This window comes from Bacillus cereus group sp. N31, from assembly GCF_016483245.1.
Classification (GTDB): Bacteria; Bacillota; Bacilli; order Bacillales; family Bacillaceae_G; genus Bacillus_A; species Bacillus_A toyonensis.
Genome location: NZ_JAEHCH010000008.1, coordinates 86,528 through 110,637, shown reverse-complemented (window position 1 = coordinate 110,637; position 24,110 = coordinate 86,528). Strand labels below are relative to the sequence as shown.

The following is a 24,110-nucleotide window of genomic DNA, read 5'->3' as shown; positions in this document are numbered from 1 at the left end:
TCCTTTCCCCAAAAGTTAACATAGAGTAAAGTTTTAAAAAAAGACACTCTTATAGTGTCTTTTTTTATATAATCCCCAAAGCAGTAGCTATCAAACGGATAGCACTTTTTTTATTCTCATAAAAACTATCGCGTCTCATCATTAATTCGCTATAAACATAAGAATCTTTCACCGTCCGATTCCTCAGATACTTCATCTCAATAATCTTCTGCTGATCTTCATCAAGAGCATATTTCAATGTCCGTTCGATTTGTTTAAAACGTATCTCATGATTCTTATCATCATCTTTCATTTTAGGAAAAAGAACGACGCATCCTGCTTGGGCCTGTTCTTCTTGGTTTTTCATCCGGACGCACAATGCTTTGTAGTTTTTCAACTCCTTTACCACAATTCTACGCATCTCCTTTTCATCGATGTCTCCAAAAAATGACAGTTTATTCATACGATACTCAATTCCATTTTTTTCCAAAAAAAAAAAAAAAAAACAAAAAAGAACATTAATCAAAAAACTAATCAAGCCTTTTGACTAACGTTCTCCAGTTAGCTGGTAGAACTTACATTAGGTACTCTTCATCATCTATGGTATCAATTACCTCAAGTAACACTCTTGACTTATAACAATACTCTAAATTATTACTAATAATAGATGATATACAAATAACAATAAGCAAACAATAAGTTATTAAATTAATAACTTCCTCAAAACCGTAAGATGCCCCTTCTTTAAACAATATACTTTTTACAGCCCATAAAAATATACCCATAATCATTGTAGTAATAAATTTAATTAAAAATTCAATGTATGACTCGTTTTTATCTACAACTTTTAAATGAGCACGAAATAGCTTTGCCTTTTCTTTCCCTAACTTTAAAATTTGACGTCTAATTACTCTTAAATTATCTAAACAATCCGTTTTAGCTTCTCCTTCAAATATTTTATTCTCTAATTCGTAAAACCCTTTATATTTTCCTGTGACCCATTCTTGTAATGTTGCATACTTTACTTTTTTATTACGTATCAAACGCTTTCTAAAAAATGTACTATTCATACAATCATAATAAGCCTTTAACATATATACACTAATAAACAATGAACCTATGCATGCACCTAATTTTTCATTCATAATTCTTAATAGGCCACAAATAACAGAACCTATTACAAAAACTAATAAATAATAAAATAACCTTTTAATCACTAAAACTCTTCTCCTTCATCAAATCTAACCCTTTTCACTTTTCCTTGGTGTGTTATTTTTTGTTTTACCATGTTCTGGCAATTATGTTAGCTTAATATTTCCAACGTTTACAATAATAACAAAAATATCGTTAAATTCCAATTTATTAATTTTATTTATTAATTCAATAGAACCCAGACTTTTCAATCTCATAGTTTTACTTCCTTTCCCTTACAAATCATAAATTCAGAATTCCTGCCTTTTCATTTCTCTCATATCAGTAGGCCCCCTCCATTTCCCTTCACTTTCCCACTGTTTCTTGAGCTTCCCAACATAGGTAAAACTACGATCGTACATAATGCTGATTTCTTTATCTGGAATTCCCTGTTGATTCAAATCCCTCACTATCTCAGGTGTTAATCCCATCGGTATTTTCTTTCTTTGCCCGCCATTCTTTTTCGGCTGTGTATCAAGGTATCTACCCAACTGGTGTAACTTTTCCCCAGTCGGGCACATTTTACACTCATTAACACTAAAGCTTTCATTTGATGATCGATTGTAATAACACCGTCTACATTTTTGCTCGATGATATCACCGATTTCATATGTGAGTGCTGTTCGTTCTTCATTTGTAAGTTTCATTTTGATTCCCCCAAAAGATTACTCTTCTAAATCTTCATCAGATACTTTCGACTCCTGCTCTGATTTCTTTTCTTCCTTTTGCTCATCTTCTTTTTCATCCTTCTCCTCTACCTTTGGCTGTTCCGATGTTTCTGGTTGTTTTTCTTTCCATTCGTGCCATTTCAAGGCTAATGGAGCTACACGCTTACGATATTCATCAATTACTTCAATGATTTGCCCCGACGACATATCCAATTCATTTGCTAGTTTTAAGTAAGACTCACCTTCAAGACGACGTTTCACTATTTCAGGGAGTTTCTTCGGCAATCCATCAAAACTTGTTGCTAAACCACTTATAATAAATTCATCAACAATTTCTCGATCTGCTTGTTCTTTCTCTTCGCGCGTTTGAATTTTTTCTTCAGGGATATCAAAGTCTGCTTCTAACTGTTCAAATGACGGCTTTATTTCTTGCACAATGCCTTTCTCATCAACTTCATACTGTGTAACTGGCTCATTTGTTTTTGTGTTGATAGTCACGTTGAAATTAACTTGCATTGATTCAAGCGCAATAAGAACTTTCGTATCAATCATTTCAGATAAAGAATCTAGCTTTCCTTTCAACGATGAATCCGATACTTCCAACACGATTTCTTTCTTACCATCAGCTTTAAGATTTACTTTCTTTAACGTTGGTTTGAATTCGATATATGACATATGATCCGCTCCCTTTATCTCGCTTGTTTTAGTTTTTTCTCTTCACGTTTTAATTTGTTGTACTCATCTAGTGTGATAAAGCCACCGTATTTTCTCACATGCTTTAGCAAGATGAGTTGTAATATGAAGAAAAAGAACGGTATGGTGATGGATATAATAATTATGATTTAGTTTGTCCAACCTATAATGGTAACCCCTGCAATTTCAGAAGTTTGACACAGCTCTGGAAAAAGCTTATAAAGAAAAGTGAGGTTCCTGATATTCGGTTTCATGATCTAAGGAATACCATGCAACATTAATGTTGCATGGTATTCATCCGAAGATTGTTAGTGAACGATTAGGACATAAAAGAGTAGGTATCACATTGGACACCTACTCACATGTCGTACCAGGCCTACAAGAAAAAGCAGTCGAAGATTTTGCAAACAATCTATTTCAAAAACACTAATGTTTGCAAAATGTTTGCAATTACGGATTTCGCATAAAAATACTAGCTTATCCGTGTAACATTGAGAGGAGTCAAAAACATGAGAGAAATCAAGTCTGAAAAAGAATTCAAAGACATCATCGCAAGTGAGGAGCCAGTAGTTGTTAAGTTCTTTACTACATGGTGCCCGGATTGCGTACGTATGGACAACTTTATCGGAGAGGTAATGGAAGAGTTCAATAAGTTTGAATGGTATTCTATTAATAAAGATGAGTTTCCAAGTATCGCTGAAGAGTATCAAGTAATGGGTATTCCAAGTTTACTTGTATACCAAAATGGTGAGAAGCTAGGCCACTTACATAGTGCTAACGCAAAAACTGAAGAGCAAGTTACTGAGTTTTTAGAAGCATACTAAGATGAAAATCCTCTGAAAAATATTTTTCAGAGGATTTTCATCTTTTTTCACAATTATTGTCGTAGCTCTTTCTTCATGACCAATGTATATAATTACACTCCTTTCCCCCTCATCCCCTAAGTATAGATGTATACGTTCGTATCACCACTTTCATATGTAATTAATATATCGTATTGTCGTATTTCGCCACTTTCCTTTTGTTTTTTCATTTCAATCCAAAAATTATGAATCCCATTGATTATTTGTTTGTTTTCTATGTTCATTACATATCTTTCATTTAATCCACCGTATCCTTTACATGTAGATATTGATCATTTAGAAATATAATACTTCTTCACAATTTCATCATTTGATGAATTACATCCGCTCATTATTAGAAAAATACATAGTAAGAAAAGTATTCGTTTCTACATCCACCTACCATCTTATCCCTTTCATTGTGAATGATTCCCAATTATATTCATACCCTCACTTTGTACTTTTCAACATATTTTTCCTTAACGAAACTTTGTTACCCCCTACTTAAAAAGCTATAAAGTGTCAACAATGTTTGTATAGACCCACACGAGTTTCATTTGATACTCTATGTATAGAAAGAAATTCCTTTAAAGAAAGGTGCGTGATTAAAATGGATACTCTTTCTCATAAAGAAGCTGATAAAGGTGCTATTGTCAGCATTATGGCCTACATATTTTTATCCTCTATGAAAATTATCATCAGTTATATTACCCTCTCTAGCGCATTACGTGCTGACGGTTTGAATAACTTAACGGATATTGGTGCCTCTTTAGCAATATTAATCGGTTTAAAAATTTCTCGTAAACCTCGAGATCCAGATCATCCATATGGGCATTCGCGTGCAGAACAAATAGCTTCGCTTGTTGCTTCTTTCATTATGGCAACGGTCGGATTAGAAGTTGTTATTAGTGCCATTCAATCATTTTTAAATCCGAAACAAGCTGCGCCCAATGTACTTGCTGCATGGGTAGCTTTATTTTCTGCTGTCGTTATGTACTGTGTATTTAGGTATACGAAAAAGATTGCAATTCGAACAAAGAGTAAATCATTAGAAGCTGCCGCAAAGGATAATTTATCAGATGCGCTCGTAAGTATTGGTACAGTTGTAGGCATTGTCGGCTCACAGTTCCAAATGCCTATTTTAGATCCTATTGCCGCTCTAATTGTCGGACTTATTATTTGTAAAACTGCATGGGAAATTTTCGTAGAAGCTTCTCATATGCTAACAGATGGCATTGATCCTAATAAAATGGAAGAATATGCTGATGCTATTGAGCATATTTCTGGTGTGGAAAACATTGTAGATATTCGAGCGCGTATGTACGGGAATCAAACGTACGTTGATATTACAATCGAGGTAGACGCTCGTATGGATGTTGGAGAAAGTCACTGTATTACTGACAACATCGAAGCCATGCTTCGAAAAAAATTCGGAATTTACCATGCCCACATTCATGTTGAACCAATGGAAAAAGAACCTATTATGACATAGGTTCTTTTTTTATAAACGCTTTATGAAATATAACACATAAAACGAGCCAGCTACCGCCAGCTGCCCATCCTGCTAATATGTCAGATGGAAAATGCACGCCAAGATATATTCGGCTAACTGAAATAGATAATACAACAAAGCTTGCTATAAGAATAATCAACAGTTTTTTATGCAATGAAATACGCTCTTCAGTAATTGTGACGTATGCAATAAATCCTAAAAAAGCAGTAGCATTCATCGTATGACCGCTCGGAAAACTATATCCAGTTGCAGTAACAAGCTGCGTTACATCAGGTCTTGCCCGTTCATACCATAGTTTAAGCATACTGTTTAAATAACGAGATCCGTAGTAATTAATTGTTAGAAGTAATGCACTAAGCAACTTTTTTCTAACGAGAAAATACATTACAAGAATAATGAGTAACGGAAAATATATTCTTTTGGAACCGATAAAGGACACCCAAGTAAAATAGGTTGTCAAATAATCGTTTCGAAAACTTTGAATAAAGTGTGCGACTATATTGTCAAATTTCTCAATACAAGCGGTATGATACGAAAGTGATAGTGCGACAAAACAAATGAGTAGAGTAAAGCTTAACAAGTATAAATGTCGATATCGTTTCACATACATAACCTCACTATGCAAAAAAATGGAGCGGTTGTTTTAGTTTTCCTCTCCATTTCTTTTTTATGCATAGTTTATTAAAAAATATAATTGTTAATTTTTTGCTGCATCGTTGGGATATCTTCATTCGTTACTGTAAAGCGAATAACCTTCTCATCCAGATCAAGTGCTTCTGCAAATAAACCTGCCAATCCACGTGATTTTCTATCTACTTCCATAATGATTTCTAACCGATCGTGGGAACTTGGCAAGATTAATAATTCTAATTCATCTAATTTCCCATAATACTGTCCTGAAACAGGAATAAACTCAAACTCTTGTGCGAATGGTACTTGCTTACGTAATCGATATGGTAATTCTTCGCATTCTATATGACGCGCTTTAAAACCTAATTGATTTACACTCTCTAATACACTGTTCAATAGTGCATTTGGCAACACTTGAATGTAATCACGGTCACTTGGATCAATACTATTTTTAATATCAAGGCCTGTATGAACCCAAACCGTTTTCATTCCAAGTGTTAGTGGTGCTTCAATTGGCATCTTAAATGAAAATGGAATTTCTTTCTTTTCATTTGGCTCTACAGAAAATGGATCTGTTAAACGAACTCTCTCTAAGTCAAACGTTGCTGTTACTTTTTTATCATCCACTTCTCTTACATATGATGTAGATAACGTTAAGTAAATGCTTTCAATTTGTTGGCTAACTGATCCCCCAGTTATACGAACCTTCCCTACTATCGTTTCTCCAACTACATACTCCTCTTTTTCAAGAACAGTATCTACTTTTGCACTACCAATGCCAACACTCGCTAAAAACTTTTGAAACATGGAGTCTCCATCCTTTCTAAAGCAAAAGCTATATCTTTTTTTAAATCTTGTACATTCTCATAGTACGGTGTTTTTATTTGTAACATTCGCATCAATATTTCACGATTATCATTTTTCAAAGTTAACTCTTCATACCATGGCTTTTCATGTTTTTCAATAGATTCATATCCTGCATATAATAAAAATAACGAGAAATGGCCAAGCGCATAAAAATCGCTACGAAAGTGAACTTCTCGCATCAAAGCTTGTTCACCTTCATACGTTGTAGCTCGCTCATCACCCTCACCTTTATATTTAGCTAATCCAAAATCAATAATACTAATTTGATTTTCTTTCATTAATATGTTCGGAATACGTAAATCTCGGTGAATAATACCTTTACTATGAAAAACTGAAACAATTCCTAATATTTCATATAAAATTTCAAAAACTTCACGTTCTTTATATACACGCCCATCTGAGAAAATATAATCTTCAAAATTTTCACCAGGCATATATTCCATCACAAAAAAACTTTTTTTCTCCCATAAGAACTGATCATAGAGACTAGGAATTGCTTGATGATTCAATGTTTGTAAAATCATTTTCTCTTGCTCAAATGATTTTCTACCAGACTCATATCTTTGTTTACTTTGTCTTAACTGTTTTAAGACTTTATATCTATTTATTTGTAAATCATTAACGACATATGTAACCCCATAACTGCCCATTCCAATTACTGATTCAATTTTATAACGTTCTGCTACAATTGTATTTTTTCGCAGTGGTCTATCAAATAAAGCTAGTACACGATGCCATTTCATCAGCTACTTGAAAAGAAGCTACGGCTTTTACGTTTTCTTTTATAATGTTGGTGTCCATAACCAGAAGAACGTCGCTTATAGTCACTACTTGAATAAGAGCGCCCTCTATGACGATAATCACTACTCGAATACGAACGATTTTTTTTCTTTCCTAATAAAGAATCAATAATTTTTTTGAACATCCCTTCACCTCTTTAGTAAAATTTTCTCTTAATTATACCAATAATTTATAAGCACATTTGTGACAAGTTTGTAAAGAGTAAAAAACGACGAGTTTAGCCCGCCGTTACTTTCAATCTTCCTCTTCATCAAAAACTTCGTCAATCATGCATTTCTCTAATAAATACTCGAATGTAATATCTGCGAGATCTTCAATTTCCTCTCGCTTTGGGACGTATCCCCTTTCAATTAGTTGCTCATAAAAAAACTCCGCAATCTCTTCCGTATCAATTACGACTTCAATTTCCTTCATGAGCATCACTCCTTTATTTCTGTTTTATGAAAAAATCTCAAAATTATGTATATGAGATTAGAAAAATAGTTTTTCTTTTTTATAGGTCATATCATTTGGACGAGGTGCATACGATGGTAGTACAAGCTATCCAAAAGGGGGAAATAATAATGGAATACCAATACGAAGTAGAACAAACAAAAGAAGAGTTCATGCATGAAGATCAATGGGCAGACTCTCTTATTAAATGGCTTTTTATTTTTTTAATAATTGTAGGCATACCTTATACTGCATATGTTGTTGTTCAATTTATTCTCTCTGTCTAGTTAACTATTTTTTCTCTGTCAATTTAACTAAATAATTATGAACAACATCCATAACAATTTTATATTCTTCATCTTTAAATGTATCAAATAACAATTGATAATCGTTATAAATATCAAGTAACCCATCTATGATTTCTTGACGATTTGTCTTAACACTCACTTTTTTCGAGTTGTTAATTGACTTTAATTTTCCTAAATCCAATTTATTCATGCCGGCTTTATCTTGTTTCATTTTCTTCAAAATTGCATTTGCCGTTTGAGCATTGGCAAGTAAAGTTAAATCTGATTCATCCGCTTCTAACCATTCACCATCCGTAATTCGTGATAACTCATATATCGTATCTTCCCATGCGTCATTTTTGTATCTCCATACCTCTGTACGAAAACCAACAATACGGAAAACATCTTTATCATATCCAGTCACTTGCACGAGATCACCAAAGGTGAAATTATAATTTAATTCAATCCACTCCGTATCGCCCTTTTTCATTTCTTGCTCAGTAACGTGCTGCAATGTTTGTTCTACATAAAATCCATCGTGATTATTGACTTCGTATACATAAACCCCATCTAAAACTTTCATATTTGTGATTTTACCAACGGTTCCATATAGCGTAATCACGACTATGTCCCCTACGTTGTATTTAGGTTGTTTTTTTCTTGCCATCTCTATCTCTCCTTTTTTTGACGTCGTGATTTTGATAACAGTATATGCAACCTACTTAAAAACGCTTATCACAGAAGCTTATATTCATAAATTTTTTCGATAAAAAAATATCACTACATAAAATTTATGTGAAACGCAAGAAAGCTAGTAAATAGACTAGCTTTAAATCAAGACATTTCATATAAAAAAACATACAGAATACTTCACTTTCAAAAAGTAATGTATTCTGTATGTTTTCAAATCGTTTTTATCCTTCTTGTATGTATAAATCCCACGCTTCATCAAATATAGACATACTTTCTAGCATTCCACTTAACTCTAAGTATGAACTAATTTCATCATAGTCTTCAGATTGCTTGGGAAAACTTAAATCATCATACATTGCCTCTGCTAAATCTGAAATTTCATTTCTAAATAAAGCTGCGCGATGCTTCATCATATAATGGTAAAATGTCTTTTTCAAAAATATTCCCTGCCTTTCTAACTTGGGTACATTATACAAGGCAAAAAAGAAAAAAACCAGCATAAAAGCTGGTTAAAAGTCGAAATAATTTCTTTTTAATAGTCTTGGTCTTCCCATTAACTCTTCATATGTTAGTTGTTTTGGCAAATCTTTCGTATAAATTAAAAACAACTGATCTTCAATTTCTTTTACAGTATGGTCTGCTTGATAGTCCATTCCACATGAGGAACAAGAAATACATGGTGTCTTTTGGATTTCAATGGCTTTCGTACCATCTGGTAGTTCCCAATACACAGTATTCAAGCTTTCTTTCGCTTCTGTACTGTCACACCACATACAATTCATACTGCATCACCCTCAGTTTTTTTGTCGTTTTCTTCTAATTTAGCCATTTGCGATTGATATTTTTTATCTTTTAATTGGTCTCGCTTATCACGTTTATCTTTTAAAGATGCATGCGTATCATTATCTTCATAGTCTTTACGACGGTTCATACGCTGTAAATCATCTGGAACAAGGTTAAATTTCTTATCGCTCATAAGACCTGCAATACCAACATCTGAACGTTTTTCTTCATAGTTCGGATAAATTTCTTTAAAGTAACCTTCAGCTCTTCCTGGAATGTAGCTCTCTGGTTCTGGATACGTCGTAATAACCCCTTCAAAGTTACGAAGTACAACTTTATCCGCACTTTGTGAAATTAAATAGTTTGGCTGAAGCGCAATTTTTCCGCCTCCGCCCGGTGCATCCACAACGAATGTCGGTACTGCATAGCCAGAAGTATGTCCACGTAAGCCTTCAATAATTTCAAGACCTTTAGAAACTGGTGCACGGAAATGTCCAATACCTTCAGATAAGTCACATTGGTAAATATAATATGGACGTACACGGATTTTTACTAAGTCATGCATTAGCTTTTTCATAATTGGAACGCTATCGTTAATACCTGCTAAAATTACCGCTTGGTTCCCAATTGGAACACCCGCGTTCGCTAGCATTTCACATGCTTTTTTCGATTCCTCTGTAATTTCAATAGAAGTGTTGAAATGTGTATTTAACCATACTGGATGATACTTTTTAATAATGTTACATAAGTTTTCTGTAATACGTTGCGGGAATACTACTGGTGCTCTCGTTCCGATACGAATAATTTCAACATGCGGAATCTCTCGTAAATTTTTTAATACGTATTCTAAAATTTTATCATTAATTAGAAGACCGTCACCACCAGAGATTAAAACGTCACGTACTTGTGGTGTTTCACTAATATAAGCAATCGCATCGTCTAATTGTTTCTTCGGTACACCCATTCCAATTTGTCCACTAAAACGACGGCGTGTACAGTAACGACAATACATAGAACATTGATTCGTTACTAAGAATAATACGCGGTCAGGATAACGATGTGTTAGCCCTGGAACTGGTGAATCTTCATCTTCATGAAGTGGATCTTCTAAATCATATTTCGTTTTATATAACTCTTCCGAGATCGGTACAGATTGCATCCGAATCGGACAGCGTGGGTCATCAGGATTCATTAGCCAAGCATAATACGGTGTAATATTTAACGGGATCGTTTTCGTTGAAATTTTAACGCCCTCTTCTTCTTCAGGTGTTAAGTTAATCACTTTCCTTAAGTCATCTAACGTTTTGATCGTATTCGTTAATTGCCAAACCCAATCATTCCATTGCTCTTCAGTAACATCTTTCCATAATTCGATATCCTTCCAGTGACGATTTGGTTTGTATACATCATGTAACATTGCTATTCCCCCTTTTTATACGCTCATCCTTTATATAAGCAATTGTTATGCCAACTTCATATTCTTGATAAGTAAATGTGCGAAATACCCTATTATATAGGAGAAAAAATATTTTCAAGTGCAGTAATAACAGAATATTAACTATCATATTCATTACCTTTTATATATGTAAACGTTCTTTTATTGGTGCAAACACACAAAAACCGCCGATTATTCGGCGGTTTTGTCGTACTTGCTCAGTTTATATTGAAGCGTTTGACGCGGAATACCTAACATTTTTGCTGCTTGCAAAATATTTCCTTCCGTTTCAATCAACGCTTGGTCTATTAATTCCTTTTCTGTTTGATGAAGAGCTTCCCGAAGCGGTAATATACTTTTCTTCTTTGGAAGTTTCTCTTTCTTAAATATACGAGGTAAACAATTTGCGGTTAATGCATTTCCTTCCGCAATAATGACAGCATGTTCAATTGTATGTTTTAACTCACGAACATTTCCAGGCCATTGATAAGCTTGTAGTCTTTCTTTCGCTTCCTTATCAATTTGAAGTACACCTTTTTTATAGCTTTTATTATATTCTTTCAAGAAATAAGAAGCTAATAGTAATACATCCTCAGTTCTTTCACGTAGTGGCGGGATATATAATGAAAACACATTTAATCTATAATATAAATCAGTGCGAATTTTATTTTCTCGTAAACATACTTCTGGCGGCTGATTCATCGCGGTAATCACGCGAACATCTACTTTCCTCGTCTTATTATCACCGATTCGTCTAATGACTCCATCCTCTAATACACGTAGCATTTTCGCTTGTAAATCGAGCGGCATTGAATTCAGTTCATCTAAAAATAATGTTCCTCCATCTACAAGTTCAAATAAGCCTGCCCGTTCAATCGCCCCTGTATAGCTACCTTTTGTCGTTCCAAACAGTAAGCTTTCTAATAGTGATTCTGGTAAAGCTGCACAGTTTTGTGCAATAAATGGCTTGTTTTTTCTTTTAGAAGCTTCATGAATTGCTTGCACGAACAGTTCTTTTCCTGTTCCCGTTTCACCATATATTAAAACGTTTGCATCTGTTGGCGCTACTTTTTGCGCTAACTCTTTCGTCTGTTTAAAGCGAGAATCATTTGTCACTATCGTCTCAAATGCAGCATGCTTTTTAATCACTTTTTTTCTAGACGATCGCTTTATTTTCGACTGTAAATCGACAATGGTATCAGTTAGCTTTTGAATTGTAGAGTAGTCTTTCGCAATTTCAACAGCACCAGCAATATTCCCATCTATAAAAATAGGTAACGTCGTATTTACGGTACAAACATCTTCTCCATTTAAATTTTGATAATGTTGCACTTGATGTACAATTGGTTTTTTTGTATCTAAAACTTTCATCAATGTACTCGTTTCCCTAGTTAAAGATGGGAACGCCTCTAACAAATGCTTTCCTAACACTTTTTCAATTTTGGATCCATCGTGTTTCGCAGCAACTGTATTGTAAAAAATTGTAATACCATTTTCATCTACTGCGTGTATAGCCTCATCAATACTGCCCAAAATCGCTTCAATGACTTCTTGTGTCGAAACTGCTAGCAATGTCATCCCCCCTTTTGCCGAAAATTCAGCAAATACTATGCCGAATTTCCGGCATACCTATGTGCGATTATAAGCATGACGATTCCGTTCTAATATTTTGATGAAATTTATTTTTGATTAGATAAAGTAAAACTTTAATTAGTCGGGCTTTTACGAGCAGCCCGATTCCCACCTAACTTTTTTACTTTACAGCCGAATTTTGAGGCGGGAGCCTTCATGCTTTCGAATAGCTAGATAAATCTTTTACCCATATATTCATATCTTCCAACTTATCGAAAATGTAGCAATTGTTCGCCAGTCTTCCTGTATATGTATAGCCTAACTGATGAAAGGCAGCATTCATACCGAAAGATAGCGATCGAGCAATTGTATAGGAACAGAAAATAGATTTTTCTTGAAGCTCTTCTTCTAACTTAATGAGCAAACTTTTCATAAACCCATGTTTACGATATTCAGGTAAAGTAGCACAATTCGTTAATTCTGCATTGCCTTCCTTTACGTTCATTTCTGCAGACGCTGTACTAATGATTTTCCCCTCAAATTCATATACGTAGTAAATTGTATCGTCTTCTTTCATCGTCTGTAATACATAACTCGCTTCATTTAAAGGTGTCGGATACACTTCAAATACTTTTCCAAAGACAGTTGCTAATTCTTCTGCATCTTCTTCAGTCGCTTTTCTTAACAGAAATTTCTCCGGGACTACTTTTTCTTTCACTTCTTTTGCTTTTACACCACTTAAAATAGTATCTTCCTCAGACCAATGAATACTATTTCGTCTTTCATCATTAATATATTTCACAAAGAAGTATGCATCGTGTCCTTGAAAATAATGAGGTATCGTCGCTTCCAATAAGAAACCGAAAGAGAGCCATGTTGAAACATGCTCTCCCTTTCCTTTAATAATACATTTAGTGAAAGAATGTTTCTCTGCTAGTCCGTCAATTGTCTGTATAATACTTTCAACATTTCCTGTATAGTGATCTATTCGAATACGTTTATTAAAATAATCTAAAACTCCTTCTACTGTATGGCAATTTGTCTGCTCTCTAAAAGATTCATAGTATTTCATTTTTTCACCTCACACCAATCTAGTAATGTACATGCAATAATTTTTGCGGCAGCTATCATTTTATCAATTTCTATATATTCGTTTGGATAGTGTGCTACTTTCGTCTCTCCCGGACCAAATACTATCGTTGGTACACCTGAGATTTGTGTAAATAAACCTCCATCAGTCCCCCACGGAGATGCTTCAATCATTGGTTCCTTCCCTTCAATTTCAACAAAGTTATGCTGAAGTGTTGTAATTAACTCATGGTTTTCTTCTAGTTCACCAGGAACCCATCTCGCTCCAAACCATTCTACTTCTACTGGATTTTCAACAAACCAATTGTCCACATCATGTAATTCAGCGATCCAACTCTCAAACTCTTCTTTTGCTGCCTCAATAGTCTCATTCGGCGCAATACCATATCTTCCTTCTAAAATTAACGAATCAGGAACAGAACTTGGCCAGCTACCACCTTCAATTTTTCCAATATTAATTGGAATTGGAATCGGAATTCCTTTAAATAACGGATCAGTAATTCGACCATTTCTCTTCTCTTCTAATTTTCTCAAATGATCTATAACAAACATGCTTTTTTCAATTGCACTTACTCCTTCATAACGTGTACCACCGTGTGCAGCTTTCCCTTTTACATGTAGACGGAACCACATTGACCCTTGTTGCTTCGGGAAAAACTTCATATTAGTCGGTTCTGGAATAATGACACCATCTGCCTTATATCCTCGTAATATAGTCGCTAATGTCCCTGCCCCGCCACTTTCTTCTTCTATGACACTTTGAAAATAAATATCTCCTTTTAATTCAACACCAGATTCAATAATCGCTTCCATCGCAAGCATAAGTGCGACATTGCCGCCTTTCATATCCGTCGTTCCGCGGCCATATATACGATTCCCTATTTTCTCACCACTATATGGGTGATGGTCCCATTGATTCACATCGCCTTCTGGTACTACATCAATATGCCCATTTAATATCATAGATTTTCCATCGCCGCTTCCTTTTAAAGTTGCCACAATGTTCGGGCTGTCTGAAAAACTTGTACGTGGTGATACAAAATAAGGATGATCTTTCATTTTAGAAAAAGATGGTTCCCAAATATCAAGATCTAAACCTAGCTCACGTAATTTTTCAATCACAATTGCCTGCGCACCACTTTCATCACCAGATACGCTTTTTTCTTGAATTAACCGTGTTAAAAATTTCACACTTTCCTCTTCATGACTCTCAATATAATCACAAACTTGCTTTTTTAATTGCTTCATATATTACATCTCCCCTCATTCAATAACTAGTAAGTTAGAGCCAATTTGAAACTCAGCTTCCGTATGTTGCTTTATATCTTCTACTGTATACGGGCTCATTAATTCTTGTAAAATGAGTCCACTCGAAGTCACTTCCATAACCGCCATATCTGTAATAATTAAATCTACACATTTCTTTGACGTTAATGGCAATGTACACTCTGAAACAATTTTTGCATTTCCGTATTTATCAACATGATTCATCACAACAACGACACGCTTCGCTTTTTGTGCTAAATCCATCGCTCCCCCAATACCGGGCACACGTTTCCCTGGTACAATCCAGTTTGCTAAATCTCCATTCTCACTCACTTGTAATGAACCAAGAATCGTTATATCTAGTAAACCTTTTCGAATCATCCCAAACGCAGTGCAGCTATCAAAATAACTCGCTCCTGTAATAAGAGAAGTCGGTAAACCTGCTGCATTACATAAATTCTCGTCTTCATTCCCTTTACTTGGCGTTGGCCCGATACCGACGATTCCATTTTCTGCATGAAACATTACATTTATATCGTCAGGCAAATGATTCGGTACAAGCGATGGAATGCCAATACCTAAATTTACAATCATGCCATTTTGTATTTCTTTCGCCGCACGCCTAGCAATCTTATCTCTCACTTCTACGCCCATACCCATTTCCAATTCACTCCTTCCGACGGTACGATATAATTTACGAAAACACCTGGAACGACAATTTCCTCAGGATCTAAACTTCCAAGTGGAACAATTTCTTCTGCTTCTACAATCGTTATGTCCCCAGCCATAGCAACATGAGGATTCATATTCCGCGCACTTTTGTCGAATACAAGATTACCAAACGGATCAGCTTTTTTCGCATAAACAATCGCAACTTCAGCAGTTAATGCAGTTTCAACTAAGTATGTCTTGCCATTCATTTCGACTGTTCGTTTTCCATCTTCTACAATCGTATCAACACCAACATCAACTAAAACACCACCAAGCCCTACGCCTCCAGCGCGAATACGCTCTGCTAATGTTCCTTGCGGGGAAAACTCAATTTGTAATCGTCCTTCATTTAACTGTCTTCCTGCATTTGGATTTGAACCAATATGGGAAGTAACTAAAGACTTAACTCGTTCATTTGTAACAAGACGACCGATTCCTACATCAGGAAAGCCCGTGTCATTTCCTATTAAATTTAAATTTGTAACTCCCTTTTCTAAAATAGCCTGTATTAAAGTTGGAGGGGATCCAATCCCCCCAAATCCCCCAAACATTAATGTCATATCATCATGGAACAAAGAAATTACTTCCTCTATCTCTTTTAATTTATTGAATGTATTTGTAATTGTTGTCATACGATACTATGCCCTCCTTTTTGCATCATCTCTTCTACACTTTTTGCAAAAATTGAAAGTAATTCATCTAACTCGGAATATGTAGTTGTCATTGGCGGTGCCACAAGCAGTGCGCTATCTTCTTTTCCTGCTTGCCCTGAAACAGCTTGGTATAAAAGAAGACCATTTTTAGCTGCAACCGAAATAAGCTCCGAAGCTTTTGTAAACGGTTGCAATTCTATTCCGATCAGCAACCCTTTTCCACGCACATCCGCAATAATTGTCGATTGTTGCTGAACTTTCTGTAGTCCCTTAATTAAATATTCTCCCTTTTCCGCTGTTTTTTCAGGTAGATTATGTTTCTCCATGTATTCAATAACAGCTAGAGCCGTTGCTGCAGATAATGGATTTGCACTTAGCGTATGACCACTCATAACAGAACGTGACCCACGTAAAATCGGCTCCATAACTCGGTCACTAACAATCGTCGCAGCCATTGGTGTATATCCCGCTCCTAATCCCTTACCAAGCGTCATAATATCCGGTTCTACACCCCAATGCTCCATCGCAAACCATGCACCAGTACGACCAAGCCCAGTCATTACTTCATCCGCAATGAATAAAATATCGTAATGACTACAAATATCTTTAATCACTTTATAATATTCTTTCGGTGGTACAACCGCACCGCCAGCTGCTCCGATAATCGGTTCAGCAATAAAAGCTGCAATATGCTCCGCACCAATTCTTTCAATTGATCTTTCTAGTTCAGTTGCACAAGCAAGCTGACAAGTTGGATATACCTTTTGTACAGGGCACCTGAAACAATATGGGGCTGGAATAGTTGGATAATCTTCCAAAATAGATACGAAACGTTGTCTGCGCAGCGGATGCCCAGACATTGATAAGGCTCCCATCGTAATACCGTGATAGCTCATCCAGCGTGACAAAATTTTATGTTTCCCTTGAATACCGCGCTCCTGAAAATGCTGAATTGCAATTTTCATAGCTGTTTCATTTGCTTCCGTACCACTATTTACGAAAAAGCTCCAGTTCAAATCTCCTACACTTAAATCACTTAACTTCTTCGCTAGTTTTTCAGCTGGTTCACTCGTAAACTGTGATCTATATACGAAAGCAATCTCCTCTGCTTGCTTTTTAATAACATCTGCAATCTCCTTTACGCCATGTCCAATACCTGCCGTAATTGCTCCTGACGAACCATCAAAATATTTATTTCCGTTCTGGTCATACAAATATACACCTTTTCCATGTGAAATCATTGGATACGGCTGACCAACAAGTGGTTTAATTAAGTAATCGCGCATAGCGCTCCCCCATTTCTTCAATTTGTATATGTATATGAAGAAAATTGACGTTTCTTTCATAAAAAAGAATCCTCTGCACAAGCAGTGAATTTATCAAAATACTATTATAAAATATACAAATGAGTGCTAATAAATGTTTTGAAAACAGAAAATTCAGAACTTAAAACGAAGACCAATCCTTATCTATATGCTCAAATAACCCTCCCTTATATAAAAGTAACGTATTACTAAATGTTTTCCTAACATAATGCCAGCTTCCCTCAAATGCCGACATTGTGTAAACTTCGACGGAACTCCCTTTAAACTCCTTCCTATTATCCTACTTTAAATTGCATATTTCCAAAAAAATTTCGACAATTATCTCGCCGCAATGATAACAATCTTTTTATAGAAACTAATTTTCCACATTTAATATTTTCAGTTTATACATAAAAAAAGAACCGATTAACCACATTAATCAGTTCGGCACGACGCTCTTTTATCAATATTACTGGGACTCGCTAAAATAAATCAAAAAACCATACGTTTTACGAATTCAACAGTCATATAACGATTTTTCACACAAATTCCTTCATAACTTCATTCACAATCATAATCGGGATATCCCCATCCCAAGGTGCCACTCCTTCCACCGAAGTTAAACTACCTTTCCTTTATAAATTATGTAGGACAATTATCCCTTTGTATGTGTGTTTGCCTATAAATTAAAAAATCCCTTTACTAAAAATTTTTTATACATGTATTCGATACGTTGATTGAAATGCCCTTATAATTTAGTCTTTTTATATTTTTATTACTCCTAGTAAATATAAGCTTCTATTCAACTTAACTAACTCCATATACAACTCTTTTAGTACCACTTTACTAGCCAATAATACTCAGACATACTTCTCCCAAAATATGTTTTTAATCTTTTACTTTTCCCATTCAGAAATACAAGTTTTTCGCATAACCTCTTTCTCACTTCGCATATAGTTTTAATGATGACAAAGGAGGAATGTGCATGTCTCAATCTGAAATCGAAAAATATGGACAAGAAGCTGTACATTACGATCAGCTCGCCCGTTACTATCAATATAGCAATCCCAAAAAATATGTAGAACTATATATGAAGTATTACGATGCACTTACAAAACTTGTACAGGCATATGAAAAAAGAGATTCACAAGAAGCCGCTTTACCGTCACATATAAGAATTTTTCATTCTGCTCCAAACACGCCTGCGGTTGACATTTTAGTAAATGGACAAAAGGTAATCAAAAACATTTCATTTAAGCAATTTAGCCCCTATTTATCATTAGTACAAGGTAAATATCGCATTGATATCGTCCCTGTCGGGAACGAAACTCCAATTTTTTCAGCTTTAGTACCGATAATGGGAAATCATACGTATACACTTGCCGCAATAAATAGTGATAATCACCTACAATTACAACCTATACTTGATAATACACATATACCATCTGGGCAATCCAAAATTCGATTTATGCACTTTTCTCCAGATACCCCTGTTGTTAACGTAGATTTAAAAGGTGGAGATCATTTATTTGAAAATGTGCTCTTTAAACAAATAACAGATTTTTTACAAGTTAGCCCTGGTACAGCAGATATTGAAGTTTCACTCGCAGATAATAAAAAAATCCTGTTAACTTTACCTAAATTCGATGTTGAACCGAATATAATTTATACCATTTCAATAGTAGGTTATTCAACTAAAGACCCTAAATTAGAAGCCGTTATACTTACAAATTAAAACAGTCTACACCATTTATTTGGTGTAGACTGTTTACTTTTGAAATGCAATTTGAAATTCTGTCCAATCGCTATCTGAACGACACATAATGGACCCGTTATGTTTTTCTACAATTTGTTTACATACAAATAACCCAATACCAGTTCCTAATTTTTTAGTAGTTACAAATGGTTCAAAAATCGTTTCTACATTTTCAGCTGGAATCATCGGTCCATTATTTTTTATCACAATTCGAATAGCTTGCTCTTCTTCAAAAACATCAATGATAATTTTCCGCTCTTCTTTCATTGCTTCCATAGCGTCAATTGAGTTCATTAAAATATTTAAAAATACTTGCCTCACTTCACTCCGATAACCAACAAGTGGTATTGGATACGGCAAATTCTTTTCAATCGAAACATTTGCATTAACCAAACTCGGATATAAGAACTGTATAATATCTTGGAACAAGTCATTAAGCCAAAAACGTTCCGATTCATTCCACATTTCTTTTTTCGAAACGAGTAAAAATTGCGAGATTCGAAAATTTAATTGATCTAATTCATGCGAAATGATATCTAAATACGATAAACTCGGATGGTCTGCCTTTAATAATTTGACAAATCCCATAATTGAAGTAAGCGGATTACGAAATTCATGTACAAAACTAGCTGACATTTGGCCTAAAATCGTCAGCCTTTCTTTATGTGTTTCATTAATATATTGCTGTTTTTCCTCTAAATTCCTCGATATAATTTCCGAGTATTTTAAAACGGTATAATAAATTAATTTGTCAAAACAAGTATGTATTTTGGCCATAATTGGTTTCAATTCACGAGCGCTAACATCTAATTCACACATCGCTTCAAAAAGTTCATTTCTTCCCACATTTGCATTATAAACAAAGTCTCCAATATTCGCATCTGCTCCTGCTCGTTCAATTGCGATTTTCTCGCATAATGGTTGAAGATAATTTATATCTTTATCTTCCATAGTAAGTTCGATTATTAACTCTAATAAATCCTCTCCATTTTGAACTACTTCTAGTTTAAATGGATCTTTTTCGGAAATTATCATTTTGTTTTTCCAGTTCTCTACGAATTGGTGCCTGTTGTTTTTCAAGTGTGAACAAAATACTTCTTTAATATCCTTATCGATTGGAAAAACCTCCATTCACTCCATTTCCATACGACGAATACCCTTTATATTTTGAATATTAACACAAAAAATATGTTTCGTTAATAGATTATTGTCACATTTTGTTAATTTCTGTTGATAAAATTATTTTTTTCTTTCTTATTTAATTATTTATATTCAAATCTCTCTTTTTCCTTCTCATTTTTTTAATTATTTCCGTATCCAAAACGACTTTTTTTGCATCATTTTTAATTCTTGCGTACAATAGGAAGTGAAAGGTGTGAAAAATATGGTAAATAAAAATGTGGAAGACTATCTCCAAGAAGGCATTTATGGCCAAAAGCAAAACAAACCAGAAGAACGTAATATGTATTTAACTACATTACGTGAGCGCGTAGAAATCGCTTTAACTATCGGTCAAGTAATGCAAAGTAATGTATATACTGAAGTAGCAAGTAGCATACGCTCTTCTCAATCATTACAAATCCTCCTAAACGGTGGCATTGCTTACCCACATTTATCAAAATACATTAAATTAGCAAACGAAAAAAATATTCCTTTTACAATTGTTCAAAATAAAGATACAGAAACACCAATTGGTTTAGTATTATCTCATAGCACAGCTGTAGATAAAGAACAAATTTATGTAGAAGATGCTATTTTCAAACAAGAAATGAAGTGAAATAAAAGGTACACTTAATTAAACAAGTGTACCTTTTGCTTTATTTTTTAATACACACTAATTTCATTTCTGTCATTTCTTCAATTGCATATTTAATTCCTTCACGACCCGTGCCACTTTCTTTCACACCACCGTAAGGCATATGATCTACTCTAAACGTTGGAATATCATTAATCATAACCCCACCAACCTCTAACTCATCAATTGCACGCATCGCTTTAAATAAGTTATTTGTAAATACGCCTGCTTGTAAACCGTAACGTGAATGATTTACTTTCTCTATCGCCTCATCAAATTCTTTAAATGTATTTACTGTCATAACTGGACCAAATACTTCTTGGCACTGTACAGATACATGCTCTGGAACATTTGTTAATACAGTTGGTTCGAAAATTCTTTCATCACGCTTCTTACCACCGTATAAAACAGTTGCTCCTTCCTTAATTGCTTCTTGCACCCACATGTCAATTCGCTCTACATCTTTTTTCGAAATTAAAGCTGATACATCCGTTTCCTCATTCATTGGATCACCAACAACAACTGTTTCCATCGCTTTCTTTAGCTTCGAAAGAAATTCATCCATTCTCTTTTCGTGTACAAACACACGTTGTACCGAAATACAAACTTGTCCATTATTTACAAATGCGCCCCATTTCACGCGTTCCATTATCTCATCAGTTAACTCTACATCTTCATCAATAATAACGGCAGCATTGGATCCTAATTCCAACGTAACTCGTTTTAATCCAGCCTTTTCCTTTATTCCGATTCCGACTTTCGGACTTCCGGTAAAAGTAATGGACGCAACATCATCATTTTTAACAATTGCCTCGCCAACAGTTGCACCAGGACCAGAAATGATATTCAAAGCTCCCTTTGGCAACCCTGCCTCTTCAAATAATTCAACTAATGCGTAAGAAGATAATGGCGTTTGATCAGCTGGTTTTAACACTACTGTGTTTCCGGCAGCAATTGCAGGGCCCACTTTATGCGCTACTAAATTTAACGGAAAGTTAAATGGCGTAATAGCTCCTATAACCCCAATTGGTTTGCGAATCGTATAGGCAATTCGCCCCTCTGCACCAGGTGCTGCGTCAAGTGGCAATGTTTCACCATATATACGCTTCGCTTCTTCTGCTGCAAATTTATATGTTAGAACAGTACGATCTACTTCTCCCCTTGCAGCACGTATTGGTTTTGCAGCCTCTTTTGCAATAATTTCTGCAAACTCTTCTCTTCTTTCATCCATTATTTGCGCAACCTTCTCTAAAATAGTTGCCCGATCGTATGCAGTTAATGTATTCATTTTTTTCATTGCATTTTTTGCAGAAGTAACAGCCTCTTGAACATCTTCTTCCGTTCCTTGTGCAATTTCCGCTAACGTTTCTTCAGAGTATGGTGCATATAATGGTTTATACGTGTTTACTGACTTCCAATCTCCATTTATATATAAATGCTTTTTCATCTTTCTTCCCCTTCCAAATATATGTATAAAATAATACTTCACCTAGTGAAAGGTCTGACTTATGTAATTGTATCATAGCCCGTATTCCTCCAAAAACATTATGCTCAAAAAAACTCTGCTATATAGCAGAGTTTACGAGCTAATTTGCTCTTGTAAAGAAATTTGTTTTTCATCTTCTAAAACGACAATCGATTCTACTGTTTTTGTAACTTCTAACCTTTTAATATAGCGCCCGTCTAATTCTTTCACACAAAACTTATAATTTCCAATTTCAATGGAATCCTCTTCAGCAATCTCTATATTCTTCGTTAATATCCAACCACCAATTGTATCAACACCATCATCATCAATCTCTAGACCAAATAACGTATTCACTTCACTAACGAGTACTTTTCCCTCTAGTATCGTCTTTGTTTCACTAACTTGTTGAATTTCTGGCTGTTCATCCGTATCAAACTCATCCTGAATATCTCCTACAATTTCCTCTAAAATATCTTCAACAGTAACAAGCCCAGATGTACCACCATATTCATCTATCAATATAGCAATATGTGTTCTTTCTTTTTGCATTTTTAAAAACAAATCATGAATTGGAATAGAATCAATAACTAAAATAATTGGTCTAACATATTGCTCTACTGTCTTTTTATTAACAGCTTTATGCTGTACAAACTCATTAAAAATATCTTTAAAATTTACAAAACCTATTACGTGGTCTTTGTCGCCATCAACAACTGGATACCTTGTATATTTTTCACGAGACATTTTTTGCAAAGCTTCTTCAGCGGGCATTTCTTTACTTATAATATTCATTTCAGTTCGAGGTACCATTATTTCTTTTGCAATCCGATCATCAAATTCAAAAATTTTATTTACATATTTATATTCAGATTGATTAATCTCACCATTTTTATAACTTTCTGAAACTAATAACCGTAATTCTTCTTCCGAATGAACCTCATCATGCCCTTTCGGCGGTTTCAGCCCTAGCAGCTTCGTAATGATTCGAGCTGAACCATTTAATAGCCAAATGAATGGGAATGCAATACGATAAAAGAAAATTAACGGCTTAGAAACAAGCAAACTCACTTGTTCAGATTTTTGAATTGCAACTGTTTTTGGGGCCAATTCCCCTATTACAACATGTAAAAAAGTAATTAACAAAAATACTAAAATTACAGCAAAAATATCTGCGAGCTGAGTAGATATGTTCCAATTTGCAAAAAGCGTGTCGAACATTTGCTTTAGCGCAGGTTTACCAAACCACCCAATTCCAAGAGCTGTAACTGTTATTCCTAACTGGCAAGCCGATAAATATTCGTCTAAGTTTGTAATGACTGTTTTGACAGAAGTTGCACGATTATTTCCCTCTGCAATTAAATTGTCAATTCGTGAACTCCTCACTTTAACAATTGCAAATTCTGCTGCAACGAAAAATGCCGTTAAGGCAATTAAAACAATCACTATACTTATACTATATATGTCCAAATACTTTTCCTTACTTACATTGTAAGCAAGGAAGCCACCTCCTACTTAATTTTATTCAAGTGAAGTAAGCATTCTAATACTCTAACAAAATTCTACATTAGCAACCACCTTTTTATATATTATATGCATACATAAAAAAGATATTTATCATTATGATAATCTAATTCATTTCCCCTCGTCAAATCAAATTATTTTAAATCTTACGATGAATCATT

At 34.7% G+C, this 24,110-nt stretch carries 27 protein-coding genes and 2 pseudogenes; 6 read left to right on the top strand and 23 right to left on the bottom strand.

Annotation, left to right across the window (positions count from 1 at the left end):
- Positions 1 to 64 precede the first annotated feature (64 nt).
- The 5 genes and pseudogenes from JDS81_RS12850 to JDS81_RS12835 form a co-directional block, all read right to left on the bottom strand.
- Entirely contained in the window at positions 65 to 442 is a 378-nt protein-coding gene (locus tag JDS81_RS12850; RefSeq protein WP_199688517.1) for an ArpU family phage packaging/lysis transcriptional regulator, read from the bottom strand.
- A gap of 112 nt (positions 443 to 554) precedes the next feature.
- Complete coding sequence (locus JDS81_RS12845) at positions 555 to 1,196, bottom strand: 3-hydroxyisobutyrate dehydrogenase (protein ID WP_097953460.1); 642 nt, start codon at positions 1,194 to 1,196, stop codon at positions 555 to 557.
- Positions 1,196 to 1,388 (bottom strand): annotated as a pseudogene (locus JDS81_RS30370) (XtrA/YqaO family protein). The gene JDS81_RS12845 and the pseudogene JDS81_RS30370 overlap by 1 nt, the downstream one beginning before the upstream one ends.
- A 33-nt stretch (positions 1,389 to 1,421) precedes the next feature.
- Positions 1,422 to 1,817: a hypothetical protein gene (locus tag JDS81_RS12840; RefSeq protein WP_097953461.1), complete on the bottom strand. Its 396-nt coding sequence runs from the start codon at positions 1,815 to 1,817 to the stop codon at positions 1,422 to 1,424.
- A gap of 18 nt (positions 1,818 to 1,835) precedes the next feature.
- A complete protein-coding gene (locus tag JDS81_RS12835) occupies positions 1,836 to 2,513 on the bottom strand; it encodes a 2-methylcitrate dehydratase (protein WP_097953462.1) in 678 nt (225 codons plus the stop codon).
- 125 nt (positions 2,514 to 2,638) lie between these two features.
- On the opposite strand from JDS81_RS12835, the pseudogene JDS81_RS12830 reads away from it, so the two are divergent.
- From JDS81_RS12830 to JDS81_RS12820, 3 genes and pseudogenes are all read left to right on the top strand, one after another.
- Positions 2,639 to 2,961 (top strand): annotated as a pseudogene (locus JDS81_RS12830) (tyrosine-type recombinase/integrase); the annotation flags it as partial.
- A gap of 79 nt (positions 2,962 to 3,040) precedes the next feature.
- On the top strand, positions 3,041 to 3,355 hold the full coding sequence (locus tag JDS81_RS12825; protein ID WP_001206937.1) for a thioredoxin family protein: 315 nt from the start codon (positions 3,041 to 3,043) through the stop codon (positions 3,353 to 3,355).
- Positions 3,356 to 3,983: 628 nt separating this feature from the next.
- Positions 3,984 to 4,865 carry a cation diffusion facilitator family transporter gene (locus JDS81_RS12820; protein WP_000380382.1) on the top strand — a complete coding sequence of 294 codons (882 nt, stop codon included), beginning with the start codon at positions 3,984 to 3,986 and terminating at the stop codon, positions 4,863 to 4,865.
- Here JDS81_RS12820 and JDS81_RS12815 read toward each other — a convergent pair.
- From JDS81_RS12815 to JDS81_RS12795, 5 genes are all read right to left on the bottom strand, one after another.
- On the bottom strand, positions 4,855 to 5,490 hold the full coding sequence (locus JDS81_RS12815) for a phosphatase PAP2 family protein (RefSeq protein ID WP_002093763.1): 636 nt from the start codon (positions 5,488 to 5,490) through the stop codon (positions 4,855 to 4,857). The two genes, JDS81_RS12820 and JDS81_RS12815, sit on opposite strands and share 11 nt — an antisense overlap.
- A gap of 77 nt (positions 5,491 to 5,567) precedes the next feature.
- The gene (locus JDS81_RS12810) at positions 5,568 to 6,323 is read right to left on the bottom strand and encodes a sporulation protein (RefSeq protein ID WP_000486638.1); all 756 of its coding nucleotides are present in this window, start codon (positions 6,321 to 6,323) and stop codon (positions 5,568 to 5,570) included.
- Positions 6,305 to 7,126, bottom strand: a complete 822-nt coding sequence (locus JDS81_RS12805) for a serine/threonine protein kinase (protein ID WP_097953463.1) — start codon at positions 7,124 to 7,126, stop codon at positions 6,305 to 6,307. Before JDS81_RS12805 ends, JDS81_RS12810 begins: the two co-directional genes overlap by 19 nt.
- Complete coding sequence (locus JDS81_RS12800; RefSeq protein WP_000473369.1) at positions 7,126 to 7,308, bottom strand: hypothetical protein; 183 nt, start codon at positions 7,306 to 7,308, stop codon at positions 7,126 to 7,128. Before JDS81_RS12800 ends, JDS81_RS12805 begins: the two co-directional genes overlap by 1 nt.
- Positions 7,309 to 7,418: 110 nt before the next feature.
- Entirely contained in the window at positions 7,419 to 7,598 is a 180-nt protein-coding gene (locus JDS81_RS12795) for a YozD family protein (RefSeq protein WP_000658452.1), read from the bottom strand.
- A 149-nt stretch (positions 7,599 to 7,747) separates the two neighbouring features.
- On the opposite strand from JDS81_RS12795, the gene JDS81_RS12790 reads away from it, so the two are divergent.
- Positions 7,748 to 7,903, top strand: coding sequence for a DUF3930 family protein (locus JDS81_RS12790; protein ID WP_000456536.1), 156 nt, complete (start codon positions 7,748 to 7,750; stop codon positions 7,901 to 7,903).
- 4 nt (positions 7,904 to 7,907) lie between these two features.
- Here JDS81_RS12790 and JDS81_RS12785 read toward each other — a convergent pair whose 3' ends face one another.
- The 10 genes from JDS81_RS12785 to JDS81_RS12740 all read right to left on the bottom strand — a co-directional run bounded on the left by JDS81_RS12785 (position 7,908) and on the right by JDS81_RS12740 (position 17,391).
- The gene (locus tag JDS81_RS12785) at positions 7,908 to 8,570 is read right to left on the bottom strand and encodes a hypothetical protein (protein ID WP_000101503.1); all 663 of its coding nucleotides are present in this window, start codon (positions 8,568 to 8,570) and stop codon (positions 7,908 to 7,910) included.
- A gap of 247 nt (positions 8,571 to 8,817) precedes the next feature.
- The gene (locus tag JDS81_RS12780) at positions 8,818 to 9,033 is read right to left on the bottom strand and encodes a YozE family protein (RefSeq protein WP_000750718.1); all 216 of its coding nucleotides are present in this window, start codon (positions 9,031 to 9,033) and stop codon (positions 8,818 to 8,820) included.
- 72 nt (positions 9,034 to 9,105) lie between these two features.
- Entirely contained in the window at positions 9,106 to 9,378 is a 273-nt protein-coding gene (locus JDS81_RS12775) for a YokU family protein (protein ID WP_000995765.1), read from the bottom strand.
- Positions 9,375 to 10,796 carry a lysine 2,3-aminomutase gene (gene kamA / locus JDS81_RS12770; RefSeq protein ID WP_000902144.1) on the bottom strand — a complete coding sequence of 474 codons (1,422 nt, stop codon included), beginning with the start codon at positions 10,794 to 10,796 and terminating at the stop codon, positions 9,375 to 9,377. The genes JDS81_RS12775 and kamA overlap by 4 nt, the downstream gene beginning before the upstream one ends.
- 210 nt (positions 10,797 to 11,006) lie before the next feature.
- The gene (rocR, locus tag JDS81_RS12765; protein WP_002038616.1) at positions 11,007 to 12,392 is read right to left on the bottom strand and encodes an arginine utilization transcriptional regulator RocR; all 1,386 of its coding nucleotides are present in this window, start codon (positions 12,390 to 12,392) and stop codon (positions 11,007 to 11,009) included.
- A 208-nt stretch (positions 12,393 to 12,600) separates the two neighbouring features.
- Complete coding sequence (gene ablB / locus JDS81_RS12760; protein WP_000878582.1) at positions 12,601 to 13,458, bottom strand: putative beta-lysine N-acetyltransferase; 858 nt, start codon at positions 13,456 to 13,458, stop codon at positions 12,601 to 12,603.
- A complete protein-coding gene (locus JDS81_RS12755) occupies positions 13,455 to 14,723 on the bottom strand; it encodes a peptidase (protein ID WP_000811521.1) in 1,269 nt (422 codons plus the stop codon). Before JDS81_RS12755 ends, ablB begins: the two co-directional genes overlap by 4 nt.
- Before the next feature lie 15 nt (positions 14,724 to 14,738).
- Positions 14,739 to 15,401, bottom strand: a complete 663-nt coding sequence (locus JDS81_RS12750; RefSeq protein ID WP_097953464.1) for a CoA transferase subunit B — start codon at positions 15,399 to 15,401, stop codon at positions 14,739 to 14,741.
- Positions 15,386 to 16,084, bottom strand: coding sequence for an acetate CoA-transferase subunit alpha (gene atoD / locus JDS81_RS12745; protein ID WP_000208114.1), 699 nt, complete (start codon positions 16,082 to 16,084; stop codon positions 15,386 to 15,388). Before atoD ends, JDS81_RS12750 begins: the two co-directional genes overlap by 16 nt.
- Positions 16,081 to 17,391, bottom strand: a complete 1,311-nt coding sequence (locus JDS81_RS12740) for an aspartate aminotransferase family protein (RefSeq protein ID WP_001205888.1) — start codon at positions 17,389 to 17,391, stop codon at positions 16,081 to 16,083. Before JDS81_RS12740 ends, atoD begins: the two co-directional genes overlap by 4 nt.
- Positions 17,392 to 18,394: 1,003 nt before the next feature.
- On the opposite strand from JDS81_RS12740, the gene JDS81_RS12735 reads away from it, so the two are divergent.
- Positions 18,395 to 19,144, top strand: a complete 750-nt coding sequence (locus JDS81_RS12735) for a DUF4397 domain-containing protein (protein WP_097953466.1) — start codon at positions 18,395 to 18,397, stop codon at positions 19,142 to 19,144.
- 33 nt (positions 19,145 to 19,177) lie between these two features.
- On the opposite strand, the gene JDS81_RS12730 is transcribed toward JDS81_RS12735, so the two are convergent.
- Entirely contained in the window at positions 19,178 to 20,296 is a 1,119-nt protein-coding gene (locus tag JDS81_RS12730; RefSeq protein ID WP_000451750.1) for a BA2291 family sporulation histidine kinase, read from the bottom strand.
- A 253-nt stretch (positions 20,297 to 20,549) separates the two neighbouring features.
- On the opposite strand from JDS81_RS12730, the gene JDS81_RS12725 reads away from it, so the two are divergent.
- The gene (locus JDS81_RS12725) at positions 20,550 to 20,942 is read left to right on the top strand and encodes a YueI family protein (protein WP_000247576.1); all 393 of its coding nucleotides are present in this window, start codon (positions 20,550 to 20,552) and stop codon (positions 20,940 to 20,942) included.
- A gap of 40 nt (positions 20,943 to 20,982) precedes the next feature.
- Here the strand turns inward: JDS81_RS12725 and JDS81_RS12720 are convergent, their stop codons facing one another.
- Complete coding sequence (locus tag JDS81_RS12720; protein WP_000716473.1) at positions 20,983 to 22,407, bottom strand: aldehyde dehydrogenase family protein; 1,425 nt, start codon at positions 22,405 to 22,407, stop codon at positions 20,983 to 20,985.
- Between the two features lie 132 nt (positions 22,408 to 22,539).
- On the bottom strand, positions 22,540 to 23,895 hold the full coding sequence (locus JDS81_RS12715; RefSeq protein ID WP_097953467.1) for a hemolysin family protein: 1,356 nt from the start codon (positions 23,893 to 23,895) through the stop codon (positions 22,540 to 22,542).
- Between the last annotated feature and the right edge of the window lie 215 nt (positions 23,896 to 24,110).

Bases quoted from the DNA above. Each gene is read 5' to 3' on its own strand.
- JDS81_RS12785 (WP_000101503.1), bottom strand. From the start codon at position 8,570: ATGGCAAGAAAAAAACAACCTAAATACAACGTAGGGGACATAGTCGTG.
- kamA (WP_000902144.1), bottom strand. From the start codon at position 10,796: ATGTTACATGATGTATACAAACCAAATCGTCACTGGAAGGATATCGAA.
- JDS81_RS12730 (WP_000451750.1), bottom strand. From the start codon at position 20,296: ATGGAGGTTTTTCCAATCGATAAGGATATTAAAGAAGTATTTTGTTCA.
- rocR (WP_002038616.1), bottom strand. From the start codon at position 12,392: ATGACATTGCTAGCAGTTTCGACACAAGAAGTCATTGAAGCGATTTTG.
- JDS81_RS12800 (WP_000473369.1), bottom strand. From the start codon at position 7,308: ATGTTCAAAAAAATTATTGATTCTTTATTAGGAAAGAAAAAAAATCGT.
- JDS81_RS12835 (WP_097953462.1), bottom strand. From the start codon at position 2,513: ATGTCATATATCGAATTCAAACCAACGTTAAAGAAAGTAAATCTTAAA.
- ablB (WP_000878582.1), bottom strand. From the start codon at position 13,458: ATGAAATACTATGAATCTTTTAGAGAGCAGACAAATTGCCATACAGTA.
- JDS81_RS12810 (WP_000486638.1), bottom strand. From the start codon at position 6,323: ATGTTTCAAAAGTTTTTAGCGAGTGTTGGCATTGGTAGTGCAAAAGTA.
- JDS81_RS12795 (WP_000658452.1), bottom strand. From the start codon at position 7,598: ATGAAGGAAATTGAAGTCGTAATTGATACGGAAGAGATTGCGGAGTTT.
- JDS81_RS12750 (WP_097953464.1), bottom strand. From the start codon at position 15,401: ATGGGTATGGGCGTAGAAGTGAGAGATAAGATTGCTAGGCGTGCGGCG.
- JDS81_RS12820 (WP_000380382.1), top strand. From the start codon at position 3,984: ATGGATACTCTTTCTCATAAAGAAGCTGATAAAGGTGCTATTGTCAGC.
- JDS81_RS12790 (WP_000456536.1), top strand. From the start codon at position 7,748: ATGGAATACCAATACGAAGTAGAACAAACAAAAGAAGAGTTCATGCAT.
- JDS81_RS12725 (WP_000247576.1), top strand. From the start codon at position 20,550: ATGGTAAATAAAAATGTGGAAGACTATCTCCAAGAAGGCATTTATGGC.
- JDS81_RS12825 (WP_001206937.1), top strand. From the start codon at position 3,041: ATGAGAGAAATCAAGTCTGAAAAAGAATTCAAAGACATCATCGCAAGT.
- JDS81_RS12840 (WP_097953461.1), bottom strand. From the start codon at position 1,817: ATGAAACTTACAAATGAAGAACGAACAGCACTCACATATGAAATCGGT.
- JDS81_RS12740 (WP_001205888.1), bottom strand. From the start codon at position 17,391: ATGCGCGATTACTTAATTAAACCACTTGTTGGTCAGCCGTATCCAATG.
- JDS81_RS12735 (WP_097953466.1), top strand. From the start codon at position 18,395: ATGTCTCAATCTGAAATCGAAAAATATGGACAAGAAGCTGTACATTAC.
- atoD (WP_000208114.1), bottom strand. From the start codon at position 16,084: ATGACAACAATTACAAATACATTCAATAAATTAAAAGAGATAGAGGAA.
- JDS81_RS12755 (WP_000811521.1), bottom strand. From the start codon at position 14,723: ATGAAGCAATTAAAAAAGCAAGTTTGTGATTATATTGAGAGTCATGAA.
- JDS81_RS12775 (WP_000995765.1), bottom strand. From the start codon at position 9,378: ATGAATTGTATGTGGTGTGACAGTACAGAAGCGAAAGAAAGCTTGAAT.
- JDS81_RS12850 (WP_199688517.1), bottom strand. From the start codon at position 442: ATGAATAAACTGTCATTTTTTGGAGACATCGATGAAAAGGAGATGCGT.
- JDS81_RS12805 (WP_097953463.1), bottom strand. From the start codon at position 7,126: ATGAAATGGCATCGTGTACTAGCTTTATTTGATAGACCACTGCGAAAA.
- JDS81_RS12720 (WP_000716473.1), bottom strand. From the start codon at position 22,407: ATGAAAAAGCATTTATATATAAATGGAGATTGGAAGTCAGTAAACACG.